The organism is Arsenophonus endosymbiont of Aphis craccivora, from assembly GCF_013460135.1.
Taxonomy (GTDB): Bacteria; Pseudomonadota; Gammaproteobacteria; order Enterobacterales; family Enterobacteriaceae; genus Arsenophonus; species Arsenophonus nilaparvatae.
In genome coordinates this window covers 1,704,124-1,719,023 of the sequence record NZ_CP038155.1, presented here as the reverse complement: position 1 = coordinate 1,719,023, position 14,900 = coordinate 1,704,124, and the positions used below count along the sequence as shown (strand labels likewise).

Sequence of the window (14,900 nt, the reverse complement as noted above, 5' to 3'; positions counted from 1 at the left end):
TTAACTGGAAATTATTGTTTTCAACACGTATAAATGCGCACATAAGTCGTTAATTGCGTCCTATTTAAGTATTGAAGAAACTAAAATGATGAATAAATCCTTAAGCAAAATTCTTGCACATAAATTAGATACAACGCCAGCGCAAATACTTTCAGCCATTACATTACTTGATGAAGGAAATACTGTTCCTTTTATTGCCCGTTATCTTAAAGAAGTAACAGGAGGACTCGATGATAACAAGCTACGTAAACTTGAAACACGTTTAAGTTACTTACGTGAATTAAACGAGCGCCGCCAAACTATCCTAAAATCGATTAATGAACAAGGAAAGCTTACGGCTGAACTTGCTCAGGCGATTAATAACACTTTTAATCAAACTGAGCTAGAAGATCTCTACTTACCCTATAAACCAAAACGTAGGACACGAGGCCAAGTAGCGATTGAAGCAGGTTTAGAGCCACTCGCAAAGCGGTTATGGAATGAGCCCCAACATATACCAGAGCAGATAGCTGAAACCTTTATTGATCCACAAAAAAATATTAATGACACTAAAGCTGCGCTCGATGTTGCTCGTTATATTTTAATGGAACGCTTCGCTGAAGATGCAAATTTACTTAGCAAAATTCGTAATTATTTGTGGAAAAATGCCCATTTAACGGCAAAAGTTATTGAAGGTAAAGAAACCATAGGTGCAAAATTTAGCGACTATTTTGATCACCATGAGCTTATTTCGCATATCCCATCCCACCGTGCACTTGCTATGTTTCGTGGCCGTAACGAGGGTATTTTACAATTATCACTTAATGCCGATCCACAATTTGAATCACCACCAAAAGAAAGTTATTGTGAAGAAATTATTACCCAACACTTTGGCTTACATTTAAATAATGCACCAGCAGATAAATGGCGAAAAGCCGTTATCAGTTGGACATGGCGAGTTAAAATTCTGTTACATCTTGAAACATAATTGATGGGCACCTTACGTGAAAAAGGGCTTTGTTGAATAAATCGAACTTTTAGGTGATTGGCGGAGCTGATCGCTAAATTCGTTTCAACATCAGGTCCCCATGGCAAAGCAAAAGTTTAAAATTACCAACTGGCCCGCGTACAACAAGGCACTCAGACAACGCGGTTCCCTGACGGTCTGGCTTGATGAGTCGGCCATCGCTGGATGGACTGACAGTTCTTCGCCTGAAGGTCGTGGCCGGCCTCTTTACTACAGCGATATGGCTGTTACCACTGTCCTGATGATGAAGCGTGTGTTTAACCTGTCGCTCCGGGCATTACAGGGCTTCGTTGATTCGATTTTTAAACTCATGTCTTTGCCGCTGTGCTGTCCGGACTACTCGCTGGTCAGCAGACGAGCAAAGAGCGTCAACATCAGCATAAAAACGCCAACGCGTGGTGAAATCTCGCATCTGGTCATCGACAGTACCGGTCTGAAGGTCTTTGGCGAAGGTGAAAGGAAAGTCAGGCAGCATGGGGCTGACAGACGAAGAGTGTGGCGCAAGCTTCATCTGGCAGCAGACAGTGTGAATCATGAGATTATCTGTGCCGACTTATCGCTCAGCGGAACGACAGATGCGCAGGCACTGCCGGGCCTGATTAACCAAACCCACCGGAAAATCAGGGAAGTGTCAGCAGACGGTGCTTATGACGCCTGTTACTGCCACGATGCGTTGCTAAGAAAGAAAATCAGGCCCCTTATCCCGCCGCGAAGCGGAGCGAAATACTGGCCGGACAAGTACCATGAACGTAACCATGCGGTGGCGAATCAGCGTCTGAGCAGGAGTAATTATATGTGGAAAAAGAAAGTGGGTTATCACCGGCGTTCAGTGGCAGAAACAGCGATGTTCCGCATAAGCGATGTTCCGCATAAAAACTTTGCTGGGTGGCCATCTGAGCCTGCGTGACTATGAGGCTCAGGTAGGTGAAGCAATGGCGATGGTCAAAGCGCTGAACCGTATGACGTTGTTGGGTATGCCACACAGCGTCAGGATCGGATAACAGCTGTAGCAGAGGGAGACATCCTGGCGGCTAATTCTGATTTATTCAACAAAGCCGTGAAAAAGCAGAATAAGAAGCGATTCATGTTTTCGCCCGTAATCTACGCTACGTGACCTTTTGATGGCAGCGCCTGCTGGTATGCATACCACCATGGGATTAGATCCTGGTTTACGCACTGGGGTCAAAGTTGCTATTGTTGATGCGACAGGCAAACTCATTACCACAGATACGATTTATCCTCACACAGGACAAGCAGCTAAATCTGCAACGACTATTGCATCCTTATGTGAGAAATATAAAGTTGCCTTGGTCGCTATTGGTAATGGTAATGCCTCACGTGAAACTGAACGCTTCTTTGCCGAAGTTAAAAAACAGTACCCGCAAATTACCGCCCAGAAAGTAATTGTTAGTGAATCTGGCGCTTCAGTTTACTCGGCATCTGAGTTAGCGGCTTAAGAATTTCCAGCACTCGATGTCTCTTTACGTGGCGCAGTCTCTATTGCCCGCCGTTTACAAGATCCAATAGCCGAATTAGTAAAAATTGATCCCAAATCAATTGGTGTTGGTCAATACCAACATGATGTTAACCAAACTTTACTAGCTCAAAAATTGACAGCGGTAGTTGAATATTGTGTAAACTCAGTCGGTGTTGATCTAAATACCGCCTCTGTTGCTCTTCTTTCACATATTGCAGGACTAAGTAAAGCGATTGCGCAAAATGTCGTTAATTGGCGTAACGAACACGGGCGCTTTAATGACCGCAAACAACTATTGGAAGTTACACGTCTTGGTACAAAAGCTTTTGAGCAGTGTGCGGGCTTTTTACGCATTATGGCAGGGAATAATCCTCTCGATGCCTCAACAGTTCATCCTGAAGCTTATCCGATTGTAGAAAAGATTTTATTAACCACTAAGCAACCCTTAAAAACGATTATGGGTAACACTAGCGTGCTTAATAATCTCAAACCAGAATTGTTTACTACAGACAAATTTGGTATTCCGACGGTAAATGATATTCTAAAACAATTAGAAAAGCCTGGACGAGATCAGCGGCCAGAATTTAAAACAGCCACTTCTATCGATGGCATTGAAACCATGGAAGATCTTAAAGTAGGTATGATATTAGAAGGTTCGGTGACCAATGTGACCAATTTTGGTGCGTTTGTCGATATTGGCGTTCATCAGGATGGTTTGGTACACATTTCCTCTCTGTCCGATAAATTTATTAAAGATCCTCATTTTCTAGTCAAAACAGGGGATATTATCACCGTTAAAGTTATCGATATTGATTTAAACCGTAAACGAATTGCATTAAGCATGCGTCTGGATGAGAAAACAGCAGATACGCCACAACAACATCGTAATAAGCCACAGACAGGCAAAAATGCCTCCTCAGCTAGTTCAACTAAAACATCCCAACGCAACAATACGCTATTCTCTAATAGTGTAATGGGTGATGCACTGGCGGCGGCACTCAATAAAAAGCGTTAATTGTTAATATATATTATATATTTAATAGTCTGATCTAACATCAGACTATTAGCATATTCAATTTTAGAAAATGGTTTTTTTAATAAAAACTAATGAATTAACACTAATTTTGATGCCAATACTTCACTCTCTAGAGAACTATTGATCAATATCAATTGCTGTCATTTAAAAAAAGCGCTAAATTAATTCGAGTAGCATATAATGATGATTATCATTATTAATATGAGAATGATAATATTTTTCATTAATTTTACTATTCGTCTGGTACCCATTTGCGGTATCTTTGTTTTTTTTGGCTCTAGAGTGGAAGTGTCTATGTCAATTCTTCCTAATCATCGATACAAAATTGTCGGATTTTCAGCAGAAATAAATCCAGCTTACCGTCAAAAGTTACTTTCTTTAGGTATGTTACCTGGATCTTTTTTTAACGTTATTCGTATAGCGCCGCTTGGTGATCCTATTCAAATCGAAACTCGCCGTATGAATTTGATCTTAAGAAAAAAAGATCTTGCGTTATTAAATTTGGACGATGCCGGCAACCAAGCGGTATAAAAATATTTTTTATGATAACTAAATAGCCTATTGCTTATTACTCATCTGATACCAAAACTATGAAACCATTAACTATTGGCCTTATTGGCAACCCTAACGCCGGTAAAACGACACTTTTTAATCAATTAACAGGCGCTCGCCAACGTGTTGGCAACTGGTCTGGTGTCACTGTTGAGCGAAAGGCTGGTCGCTTTGCAACCTCGGAATATGAGATTGAATTAGTTGACCTGCCTGGCACCTATTCACTAACCACTATATCAGAAAAGACCTCACTCGATGAGCAAATTGCCTGTCATTTCATCCTAAGTGGCGAAGCGGATATGTTGATAAATGTTATCGATGCCGCTAACCTCGAGCGTAATCTTTATCTAACATTACAACTTATTGAATTAGGTGTGCCTTGTATCGTTGCGCTTAATATGTTGGATATTGCCGAAAACCAAAATATTCATATTAATATTGAGGAACTTCAAACACGCCTAGGCTGCCCTGTTATCCCTCTAGTTTCGACTCGCGCAACAGGTATTAGCAAATTAAAACAAGCGATTGATAAACATAGTAATAATCTTATTTCAACCCTCATCCGCTATCCCGATTTTTTGCTCACCGAAGTGGAAAATTTAATTCAAATTATCGACCATAATAAATTCAATTATCAACAGCGCCGTTGGCTAGCACTACAAATCTTAGAAGGTGATATATATAGCCTGGAACGTGCCGCTATTTCCACTGATAAATTAGATAAAATTAGAACCCATTTACAATCTCAACAACACGAAGAGCCTGCGCTCATCATCGCTGATGCACGCTATCAAACTATTGCCAGCCTTTGCGAAGCAGTGATTAATACTGAAACGGCAAAACCGAATGCCTTAACGCAATTTATTGATAACATAGTACTTAATCGCTGGTTTGGGGTGCCGATATTTCTTTTTATCATGTATTTGATGTTCATACTTGCTATCAATATTGGTGGTGCATTACAACCGCTCTTTGAAGGTGGCTCAGAAGCCATTTTCATCCATGGAATTCAATCGATTGGCCATACTTTTAACTTTCCACAATGGTTGACGGTTTTCCTTGCCCAAGGGGTAGGTGGTGGTATCAACACTGTTTTGCCATTAGTTCCCCAAATTGGTTTAATGTATTTATTCCTTTCTGTATTGGAAGACTCTGGTTATATGGCACGCGCAGCATTTGTCATGGATAGACTGATGCAAGCACTAGGTCTGCCTGGTAAATCTTTTGTTCCTTTGATTGTCGGTTTTGGCTGTAATGTGCCTGCTATTATGGGTGCACGGACACTAGATACTCCTCGTGAACGATTAATCACCGTTTTAATGGCGCCTTTTATGTCTTGTGGCGCCAGGCTGGCTATTTTTGCTGTCTTTGCGGCCGCTTTTTTTGGCAAAAATGGCGCAAGTATTGTTTTTTCTCTTTATTTATTAGGTATTGTCATTGCCATCCTAACCGGGTTGTTATTGAAATATACTGTTGCACGGGGCGCATCCTCCCCTTTTATCATGGAATTACCGGTTTACCATGTACCACACTTAAAAACATTACTATTACAGACCTGGCAAAGATTGAAAGGCTTTGTCTTAAGAGCGGGAAAAGTGATTATTATTGCCAGTATGATTATTGGGGCACTTAATAGTTTTTCTTTGTCCGGTAAAGTCGTTGATAATATTAACCAATCAGCATTAGCGTCAGTAAGTAAAACCGTTACCCCGTTATTGAAACCTATCGGTATCAATGATGATAATTGGCAAGCAACCGTTGGACTTATTACGGGCGCGTTAGCTAAAGAAGTGGTAGTCGGCACATTGAATACACTGTACACCGCCGAAAATATTACTCAAACACCTTTTAATGCCGAGCAATTTAATCTGTTAGATGAATTAGAAGATGCGGTTAATGAAACTTGGGATAGTCTAAAAGAAACATTCAGTTTAAGTGTCTTATCCAATACTATTGAAGCCAGTAAAGGTGATGGTGATATGGATAGCAGTACAATGGGCGCTATGGCAGCACGATTCGGTTCGTCTTTATCAGCCTATAGCTATCTAATCTTTGTTCTACTTTATGTGCCTTGCATTTCTGTATTAGGAGCCATTGCCCGTGAAACTAATCGAAACTGGATGACATTTTCTATTCTATGGGGCTTGAATGTTGCTTATTCGGTTTCTGCCTTGTTCTACCAAATAGCCACTTTCTCACAACATCCACAATATAGCGCGTGGGTTATTGGGATGCTCGTCGTGTTTAACTTACTGTTAATTGCATTGTTGCGCCATTCACGTAAACGCATAACACTAAAACTCCATCATAATGTCCATAAATGTAACCACAGCCAAAGTGGTTCATGCCACTATAGGTAATGAGATGATCAGTTTATTGCAAGTCAGAGATATGGTTGCGCTGTATGGCAGAACGGATGCTTACCAAATTAGTCAGAAATTCTCTGCTTCATTACCTATGATTGAGGCTATGTTAGATAAATTAGCAGCCATGGGAAAATTAGAACAAATTGATCAATCATCCTGTTTAACGGGCCATAGTTGTAAGCAATGTCCAGAAATAAAAAAGTGTAACCTAAAAATTTATCAAGTTACTTCTCTCTAATTTATGCAAGTAAGCGATAATTTATTAAAATTATCGCTTACTCGATTAGTATAAAGAATATTTTTGCTTTTATTCTGACTTCCCATATTCATTTCTCCAATTGACCCAAAAAATCGACTAACAATTGAATAAACTGATTAGGATGAGAAATAAAAGGGGCATGGGCGGCATGTTTTATTACCACCGCAGGCGAATTTGGTAACCATTTATCCAGCATTGGTACTATTTTTTTTGGTACTAAGCTATCAAGGTCACCATAAATACACAAAAAAGGTTTATTTAAGGTTAATAAAGATTGCCGTAGATCAGTTGTTCGCAAAATTTCCAAACCTGCGTTTAACACGGCAACAGAAGGTAACGGCTGCTCTAGTATCACCGATTTTAATAATCGTATATCGCCATTAGCTGTTTTAGTGCCCAATGTTTGCAATACAAGAAAACGTTCTACTGTACGATGAACATCAACCTGTAATTGTCGTTCAAACCCCTTAAGTACCGTAGGTTTAATGCCTGGCCCATTTTCTTGTTGTCCAAAACAGGGCGATGAAGCCACTGTTATTAAACCTGCTATTTCAGCTTGATGGTTAAGTGAGATGATACTAGCAATCAGTACGCCTAACGACCAACCTAACCAAATAGCCTGCTTGGGCGCTTTCTGCCAAATTACCTCTGCCATTTGTTGTAGCGACATCGGTAGAAAAAGATTACTACGACCATAGCCAGGTAAGTCAACTAGATGGAGACGAAAATGAGAACCACATTCCACTTCAATGGTACGCCAAACTTCTGCATTCAATCCCCATCCGTGCAATAGCACAATATCTTGTTTTCCTTTACCCAACTGCTGCCAAAACAGTGTCGTCATAGTTATTCTCGCTTTACAGGTATAAAAAAGGACATCATTATGTTAACAATGGCTGGGTATTGTTGGCTATGCCACCAAACACTAAAATATCGCTTTCATGGCATTTGTCACTACTGTTTAAAACATTTGCCTTATCTAAAACGAGTTTGTCATCGCTGTGCTTTACCCGTTGAACAATTCACCCTTGCTTGCGGTCGCTGCTTACAAACTCCACCCTATTGGCACAATCTTGTCGCCATTACTCCCTATATACCACCATTAAGCAAGCTAATACAGCAGTACAAATATGAAAAGATAACGCAAATCGCCTTTATCCTTGCACGCTTATTTCTACTCTATTGGCAACAAGGATATCGCCAACAACGCTGGCGTAAACCAGATATCATAATAGCGATCACACTGCATCATGGTAAACATTGGCAACGTGGATTTAATCAAGCCAGTGTAATAGCAACTCAATTAGCTTATTGGTTAGGATGCCAATTTCAAACTAATTCAATTATTCGCACTCGTGCTACATTACCGCAAACTCAACTTTCTGCTAAAAAACGTACCAAAAATCTTAGTAAAGCTTTTAGGGTAAAAAAATCGTTTCAAGATCGCCATATTGCCGTATTTGACGATGTCATTACAACAGGAACAACAATGAATGAAGTTGCTAAGTTGCTGATTAGTGCTGGAGCAAACTCAGTTCAAGCCTGGGCAATATGCAGAACCTTGTAGAAAGTAAGGAAAAGAGCGTATGATAAACATACTAAAATGATAAACTTGAGCATCGATTATGATTAATATTACTGAAGCAGCACAAGCTCATTTTGCCAAACTATTGGCAAATCAAGAACCTGATACACAAATTCGCGTATTTGTCATCAATCCTGGCACACCTTCTGCAGAATGTGGGGTCTCTTATTGTCCTCCTGATGCTATCGAAGCGACGGATATTGAATTTAAATTTGATAAACTTTCAGCTTATATTGATGAAATTAGCGCACCTTTTCTGCAAGAGGCCGAAATCGATTTCGTAACGGATCAATTAGGCTCTCAACTTACCCTAAAAGCGCCTAATGCTAAAATGCGAAAAGTGGCTGACGATGCTCCACTGATTGAACGAGTTGAATATGTTATTCAATCACAAATTAACCCTCAATTAGCAGGCCATGGAGGACGGGTTTCATTGATGGAAATCACTGACGATGGATATGCAATTCTACAATTCGGTGGAGGATGTAATGGCTGTTCAATGGTTGATATTACCTTAAAAGAAGGTATTGAAAAACAGTTGCTAAATATGTTCCCAGACGAATTAAAAGGAGTAAAAGATTTAACCGAACATCAGCGTGGTGATCACTCTTATTATTAAAAGAATTACTAATTTTTGCCAATGATGGGGCTTTGTTGAATAAATCGAACTTTTAGGTGATTGGCGGAGCTGATCGCTAAATTCGTTTCAACATCAGGTCCCCATGGCAAAGCAAAAGTTTAAAATTACCAACTGGCCCGCGTACAACAAGGCACTCAGACAACGCGGTTCCCTGACGGTCTGGCTTGATGAGTCGGCCATCGCTGGATGGACTGACAGTTCTTCGCCTGAAGGTCGTGGCCGGCCGCTTTACTACAGCGATATGGCTGTTACCACTGTCCTGATGATGAAGCGTGTGTTTAACCTGTCGCTCCGGGCATTACAGGGCTTCGTTGATTCGATTTTTAAACTCATGTCTTTGCCGCTGTGCTGTCCGGACTACTAGCTGGTCAGCAGACGAGCAAAGAGCGTCAACATCAGCATAAAAACGCCAACGCGTGGTGAAATCTCGCATCTGGTCATCGACAGTACCGGTCTGAAGGTCTTTGGCGAAGGTGAATGGAAAGTCAGGCAGCATGGGGCTGACAGACGAAGAGTGTGGCGCAAGCTTCATCTGGCAGCAGACAGTGTGACTCATGAGATTATCTGTGCCGACTTATCGCTCAGCGGAACGACAGATGCGCAGGCACTGCCGGGCCTTATTAACCAAACCCACCGGAAAATCAGGGAAGTGTCAGCAGACGGTGCTTATGACGCCTGTTACTACCACGATGCGTTGCTAAGAAAGAAAATCAGGCCCCTTATCCCGCCGCGAAGCGGAGCGAAATACTGGCCGGATAAGTACCATGAACGTAACCATGCGGTGGCGAATCAGCGTCTGAGCAGGAGTAATGATATGTGGAAAAAGAAAGTGGGTTATCACCGGCGTTCAGTGGCAGAAACAGCGATGTTCCGCATAAAAACTTTGCTGGGTGGCCATCTGAGCCTGCGTGACTATGAGGCTCAGGTAGGTGAAGCAATGGCGATGGTCAAAGCGCTGAACCGTATGACGTTGTTGGGTATGCCACACAGCGTCAGGATCGGATAACAGCTGTAGCAGAGGGAGCCATCCTGGCGGCTAATTCTGATTTATTCAACAAAGCCCAATGATGGATACTCTTTAAAAGTACAAAGAGTATCTTGTTTTTCCGAATGTAAAATAATATTGTGCAGATTACTATGGATAATTTTCAATTAATTACAGTTGAACAAGCCTATAAAATTTGGCAAACAGGTGACATCATCATGGTCGACATTCGTGACCCACAAAGTTTTCATTCAGCGCATATTAAAGGCGCTTACCATCTCACGAATGAGACCTTAAATAACTTTATTAAGCAAACAGACTTCGAATCGCCGGTAATGATAATGTGTTCCCATGGCCATAGTAGCCAAGGCGCATCACAATATTTAGTTAATATGGGCTTCGAAACTGTTTATAGCATAAACGGTGGTTTTGAAGCATGGTTGAGAGAATACCCACACACCATCAACTCACTCTCGTAAGCGATATAACTGGTTATGATCCATTTAATTTCTATAGCAAATCCTAGATTAGCACAAGCATTTATTGATTATATGGCGATGAAAAACATTGTTATCGAAATGCGCGCAGAACCACAGGGAAAATTTTTTGATCTCTGGCTACATGATGAAAATAAGTTCGATCAAGTGCAGCAAGAACTAAAGCTGTTTATGCAAGATCCTCTTAATTCACGTTATCAGGCAGCAAGTTGGCAAACGGGACATATTGATAAAAAATTTGGCTACCGTAATTATCTCACTGTTGATTATTTAAAAAAACAATCTGGCCCACTAACCATCATCGTTTTCTTTTTAGCTATTTTTATTTATATTTGGATGTTAATTTCCGGTAATGACGCCTTAATGGCTTATCTTGCTTGGCCATCAAGTACTCAGTACACGGAAATCTGGCGAATATTCACCCCCGTCCTACTTCACTTTTCGTTGATGCACATTCTATTTAATTTAATGTGGTGGTGGTATTTAGGTAGTCAGGTAGAACGCCAATTGGGTACAGGTAAACTATTTGTCATTGCTATTGTATCAGCTCTTTTTAGTAATTGGGGGCAATCGCTCTTTAGTGGCTCTGCTTTTGGTGGTCTTTCCGGTGTAGTTTTTTCGCTGATTGGCTACGTTTGGTTAACCGGTGAACGTCACCCAGAAAAAGGTATTTCTATTCCAAGAGGGTTAATGATATTTGCTGTTTTATGGTTATTTCTTGGTTACTTTGATATTTTTGGCATGAAAATAGCTAACACGGCACACACTGCCGGGTTAATTATCGGTTTATTAATGGGATTATGGGATAATAGACATAAACCAAATAATACCAAACATGACCAATACATATAGTGATACTTGAGGTTTTTGTGAAGCAAACTCAACGCCATGATACTATTATCGAACTTGCCCGTATTCAAGGCTATGTAAGTACTGAAAAGTTAGTTGAATATTTCAATGTCAGCCCACAAACTATCCGTCGTGATCTCAATGAACTAGCGGAAAAAAATAAAATTCAGCGCCATCACGGAGGTGCAGCGCTTCCTTCAAGTTCTGTTAATACAGCTTACCACGATCGCAAGATGATGTGGTCGAGCGAAAAAGAACGGATTGCTCAACATGTTGCGCGCCAAATCCCCAATGGAGCTACACTATTTATTGATATCGGTACTACACCAGAAGCTGTCGCCTATGCTTTGCTGGATCATAAAAATTTAAGGATCGTCACTAATAATCTTAATGTTGCAACCCTACTTATGGCAAAAGAGGATTTTCGTCTGATCTTAGCAGGAGGAGAAGTTCGCAGCCGTGATGGAGGAATTTTTGGTGAGGCAACCTTAGATTTTATAACTCAATTCCGTCTAGACTATGGTATTTTAGGCATTAGTGGTATCGATGGAGATGGTTCATTACTCGAATTCGACTACCATGAAGTACGAACAAAAAAAGCGATTATTGAAAATTCTCGTTGCGTTATGTTGGTTACTGATCACTCAAAATTTGGTCGCAATGCAATGGTTAACCTAGGTAGTATGGAGATGATTGATTATCTTTTTACTGACAAAGCCCCTCCTGCAAACATTCACAAAATGATTGAGCATCATAATGTAACACTTGAAATATGCTAATGCTCACTTGTCGCAGGAGATTTTCTTATTTCCTGCTCTATTCTGTGGCTATACTTCTTAATAAGCTAATATTCTCTCCAGATTAATACTCATTTTCTTAATTAGTTTGCTATTTTTTCTCTATTTTTCCAATAAATGATAAATAGCTTCAATTTAATGGTTTTTCTTCACTTAATAATAGTTGGCTTTAGAATCTAATTTGATTAACATTGTGAGCGAAAACGAACATATTTGAGCAATCTCGAACATTGGGGGACGCATGAAAACAAAAGATTTAATTGTGCTAGGTGGTGGTATAAATGGTGCAGGTATTGCCGCTGATGCTGCTGGTCGAGGATTATCAGTATTACTATTAGAAGCTCAAGATCTTGCTAGCGCAACTTCTTCTGCTAGTTCCAAACTAATCCATGGCGGATTACGCTATTTAGAACATTATGAATTTCGTTTAGTTAGTGAAGCGCTTGACGAACGTGAAGTTTTGCTTAAGCTCGCTCCTCATATCGCTTTCCCTATGCGTTTTCGCCTACCTCATCAACCTCATCTTCGTCCTGCTGGGATGATACGTGCTGGCCTTTTCCTTTATGATCACCTCGGTAAACGTACCAGTCTACCCGGAAGTAAAGGACTAAAATTTGGGAAAAACTCTGTCTTAAAATCAGAATTGACAAAAGGTTTTGAATATTCAGATTGTTGGGTAGATGATGCACGCTTAGTTGTCCTCAATGCACAAGAAATTCTCAGACATAAAGGTGAAGTTCGAACTCGCACTAAAGCGACGAAAGCCTGGCGTGAGAATGGGCTGTGGGTCGTAGAAGCAGAAGACTTACGTACGGGAAAAAAAGAAACTTGGCAAGCAAAAGGATTAGTAAACGCAACAGGACCTTGGGTTAAATCTTTCTTTGATGAAGGGTTACAATTAAAATCTCCCTACGGTATCCGGCTAATTAAAGGTAGCCATATTGTTGTACCTCGTGTACACGATGGCTCACAAGCTTATATTTTACAAAATGAAGATCATCGTATTGTCTTTGTTATACCTTGGATGGACGAGTTTTCTATTATCGGTACTACCGATGTCGAATATACAGGTGATCCAAAAGATGTTCACATAGATAATAATGAAATCAATTATTTATTAAAAGTTTATAACGATCATTTCAAAAAACAGCTAACACAGCAAGATATTGTCTGGACTTACTCTGGGGTACGTCCATTATGTGATGATGAATCTGATTCACCTCAAGCTATTACACGTGATTACACCCTCGACATCCATGATGAACAAGGAAAAGCACCTTTACTATCTGTTTTCGGCGGTAAATTAACCACCTATCGTAAACTTGCAGAACATGCGATAGATAAATTAGCTAATTACTATCCTAATGCCGGTAAAGCGTGGACTAAAGAAGCAAAGCTACCTGGTGGTGATATCAAAGGCTGTGATCGTGACGGTTATGCCCAACTATTACGTAAACGCTACCCATGGTTACCAGAAGGCATTGCATTGCGATATGCCCGCACTTACGGTAGTAATAGCAATTTGATCTTAAAACAAGAACAATCGTTATCAGATCTAGGTGAAGCTTTTGGCCACAATTTATACGAAGCTGAATTACGTTATTTAGTCGAAAATGAATGGGTTACAGAGTTAGATGATGTCATCTGGCGCAGAACCAAATTAGGTATGTGGCTCAATGATGATGAGAAACAACGAATAACGCAATGGTTGACTAAAAATACAACCATCACGCAATAAAACCATATAAGCCTCATAAATTTATGAGGCTTATATCGAAACTTTATCAGCTACAACCCGCTCAAAGCAGTTAATAAAGTTTCTTCGCCGTATCTAACCAATCCTGCTTAAACTTACGTTGCATATTTTCAACTGCATCAATAATATCATGATGAACCAGTTTATCATTTTGAATACCAACACAGCGCCCACCATACCCCTGTAAAAGTAAATGCATAGAGTAAGCACCCATACGGGATGCCAGAACTCGATCACTCGCAACTGGGCTACCACCTCGCTGAATATGGCCTAAAACCGTTGCTCGTGTCTCATGCCCCGTTGCTTTTTCAATATATTTTGCCAATTCATTAACATCATAAATATGTTCAGTAATGGCAACAATTGCATGACGTTTACCTCTTGCTAAGCCAGATTTAATTTCTGTCAGTAACTCTTCCTTATCAAAAGGTATTTCGGGCAATACCACAAACTCACAGCCGCCAGCAATAGCCGCGGATAAAGTCAAATCACCACAATGACGCCCCATTATTTCAACAATCGAAATACGTTTATGGGAAGTTGAGGTATCACGTAAACGATCAATTGCCTCAACAATAGTATCCAAAGCGGTAAAATAACCAATCGTATAATCAGTACCGGCAACATCATTATCAATAGTTCCGGGTACACCTATACAAGGGAAGCCCGCTTCAGTGATCTTCTTTGCGCCACGATAAGAGCCATCTCCACCGATGACAACCAAGGCATCAATATTATGTTTTTTCATATTCTCAATAGCTTGGGTTCTTACCTTCTCACTATCACAAAATTCAGGAAAACGGGCAGAACCTAAGAAAGTACCGCCGCGATTAATAATATCAGAAACACTAAAACGGTTGAGTTTTTTTATTCGATTTTCATAAAGTCCCATATAGCCGTCATAGATACCATACACTTCTAAATCTTCAGAAAGTCCCATGCGCACAACACTACGAATAGCAGCATTCATTCCTGGCGCATCACCACCACTGGTTAAAACGCCAACTTTTTTTATTCCTTTTTTGTTCATGGTGACCTCTGATTTAATATATTGCCATAAGTATAAAAACCATAATTTCATTCATTTCGCTTATG

General features: G+C 40.3%; 11 protein-coding genes and 4 pseudogenes. 13 read left to right on the top strand and 2 right to left on the bottom strand.

What is annotated here, in order from left to right; translation table 11 throughout:
* Positions 1 to 88: 88 nt before the first annotated feature.
* The 6 genes and pseudogenes from E3U36_RS08755 to E3U36_RS08730 all read left to right on the top strand — a co-directional run.
* Positions 89 to 964 (top strand): annotated as a pseudogene (locus E3U36_RS08755) (Tex-like N-terminal domain-containing protein); the annotation flags it as partial.
* Positions 965 to 1,067: 103 nt separating this feature from the next.
* Positions 1,068 to 2,007 (top strand): annotated as a pseudogene (locus tag E3U36_RS08750) (IS5 family transposase).
* Between the two features lie 73 nt (positions 2,008 to 2,080).
* A pseudogene (locus E3U36_RS08745) lies at positions 2,081 to 3,498 on the top strand (helix-hairpin-helix domain-containing protein); the annotation flags it as partial.
* A gap of 315 nt (positions 3,499 to 3,813) precedes the next feature.
* Positions 3,814 to 4,050: a ferrous iron transporter A gene (gene feoA, locus E3U36_RS08740; RefSeq protein WP_032115822.1), complete on the top strand. Its 237-nt coding sequence runs from the start codon at positions 3,814 to 3,816 to the stop codon at positions 4,048 to 4,050.
* Positions 4,051 to 4,109: 59 nt separating this feature from the next.
* The gene (feoB, locus tag E3U36_RS08735) at positions 4,110 to 6,431 is read left to right on the top strand and encodes a Fe(2+) transporter permease subunit FeoB (protein WP_180816273.1); all 2,322 of its coding nucleotides are present in this window, start codon (positions 4,110 to 4,112) and stop codon (positions 6,429 to 6,431) included.
* 4 nt (positions 6,432 to 6,435) lie between these two features.
* Positions 6,436 to 6,675 carry a FeoC-like transcriptional regulator gene (locus E3U36_RS08730; protein ID WP_129109083.1) on the top strand — a complete coding sequence of 80 codons (240 nt, stop codon included), beginning with the start codon at positions 6,436 to 6,438 and terminating at the stop codon, positions 6,673 to 6,675.
* 88 nt (positions 6,676 to 6,763) lie between these two features.
* Here E3U36_RS08730 and bioH read toward each other — a convergent pair whose 3' ends face one another.
* The gene (gene bioH / locus E3U36_RS08725) at positions 6,764 to 7,540 is read right to left on the bottom strand and encodes a pimeloyl-ACP methyl ester esterase BioH (protein ID WP_180816272.1); all 777 of its coding nucleotides are present in this window, start codon (positions 7,538 to 7,540) and stop codon (positions 6,764 to 6,766) included.
* Between the two features lie 39 nt (positions 7,541 to 7,579).
* Here bioH and gntX point away from each other — a divergent pair, with 39 nt between their 5' ends.
* The 7 genes and pseudogenes from gntX to glpD all read left to right on the top strand — a co-directional run bounded on the left by gntX (position 7,580) and on the right by glpD (position 13,787).
* Complete coding sequence (gene gntX, locus E3U36_RS08720) at positions 7,580 to 8,263, top strand: DNA utilization protein GntX (RefSeq protein ID WP_180816271.1); 684 nt, start codon at positions 7,580 to 7,582, stop codon at positions 8,261 to 8,263.
* Between the two features lie 58 nt (positions 8,264 to 8,321).
* Positions 8,322 to 8,900, top strand: a complete 579-nt coding sequence (gene nfuA, locus E3U36_RS08715; RefSeq protein ID WP_180816270.1) for a Fe-S biogenesis protein NfuA — start codon at positions 8,322 to 8,324, stop codon at positions 8,898 to 8,900.
* Between the two features lie 103 nt (positions 8,901 to 9,003).
* Positions 9,004 to 9,927: pseudogene (locus tag E3U36_RS08710) on the top strand (IS5 family transposase).
* Positions 9,928 to 10,058: 131 nt separating this feature from the next.
* Positions 10,059 to 10,385: a thiosulfate sulfurtransferase GlpE gene (gene glpE / locus E3U36_RS08705; protein WP_180817599.1), complete on the top strand. Its 327-nt coding sequence runs from the start codon at positions 10,059 to 10,061 to the stop codon at positions 10,383 to 10,385.
* A 15-nt stretch (positions 10,386 to 10,400) separates the two neighbouring features.
* Entirely contained in the window at positions 10,401 to 11,255 is an 855-nt protein-coding gene (gene glpG, locus E3U36_RS08700) for a rhomboid family intramembrane serine protease GlpG (RefSeq protein ID WP_180816269.1), read from the top strand.
* Between the two features lie 17 nt (positions 11,256 to 11,272).
* Positions 11,273 to 12,031, top strand: a complete 759-nt coding sequence (locus E3U36_RS08695; protein ID WP_180816268.1) for a DeoR/GlpR family transcriptional regulator — start codon at positions 11,273 to 11,275, stop codon at positions 12,029 to 12,031.
* Positions 12,032 to 12,290: 259 nt separating this feature from the next.
* Entirely contained in the window at positions 12,291 to 13,787 is a 1,497-nt protein-coding gene (glpD, locus tag E3U36_RS08690; RefSeq protein WP_180816267.1) for a glycerol-3-phosphate dehydrogenase, read from the top strand.
* 70 nt (positions 13,788 to 13,857) lie between these two features.
* On the opposite strand, the gene pfkA is transcribed toward glpD, so the two are convergent.
* Positions 13,858 to 14,835: a 6-phosphofructokinase gene (pfkA, locus tag E3U36_RS08685; protein ID WP_180817598.1), complete on the bottom strand. Its 978-nt coding sequence runs from the start codon at positions 14,833 to 14,835 to the stop codon at positions 13,858 to 13,860.
* Positions 14,836 to 14,900: the final 65 nt, after the last annotated feature.